This window comes from Myxococcus llanfairpwllgwyngyllgogerychwyrndrobwllllantysiliogogogochensis (assembly GCF_006636215.1).
Lineage (GTDB): Bacteria > Myxococcota > Myxococcia > Myxococcales > Myxococcaceae > Myxococcus > Myxococcus llanfairpwllgwyngyllgogerychwyrndrobwllllantysiliogogogochensis.
Map to the genome: position 1 here is coordinate 1 of NZ_VIFM01000922.1, position 406 is coordinate 406.

Annotated in this window: 1 protein-coding gene; it reads right to left on the reverse strand. The window is 49.3% G+C overall.

Annotation, left to right across the window (positions count from 1 at the left end; genetic code table 11):
* Positions 1–328 (reverse strand): hypothetical protein (locus tag FJV41_RS53370; protein WP_220138060.1); only part of this gene is annotated, 328 nt, incomplete at its 3' end.
* Positions 329–406 lie beyond the last annotated feature (78 nt).

Genomic DNA, 406 nt, shown 5'->3' on the forward strand with positions numbered 1-406 from the left:
CGAAGTAGTAGTAACGAAGGATGAGACGGTGCAGCGTCTTTTCCGCAACGTCTATGCTTAAAGCTCTCTCTCGAATTAAAGCGGTAAAGTGATGTCTCGATAGGGTTGTCCTATTTTCAAATGCCTGTATTACAGGCGCGATCTGGTCCCATGCTGATTGAATTTTTACTGCCTGAGAACTACCGCTTTCGGCTGGCACGGAGAGCTGTTGTGGAAGTACTATGCGACCCCATTTCGATGTAGGTGAGGTGAGCGCGCTAAGTTGATTCCAAGAATAGAAAATCGGTCGTTTGGCATACCTGGCTTCTTCGGGTGTGCCCACCCACATCGCATATGCCCCATCCTCAAAAATATGAGTTAGGCGAAGATACCGACCTGGTCGTTCGGAGTCATGCAGTGCCAAGCC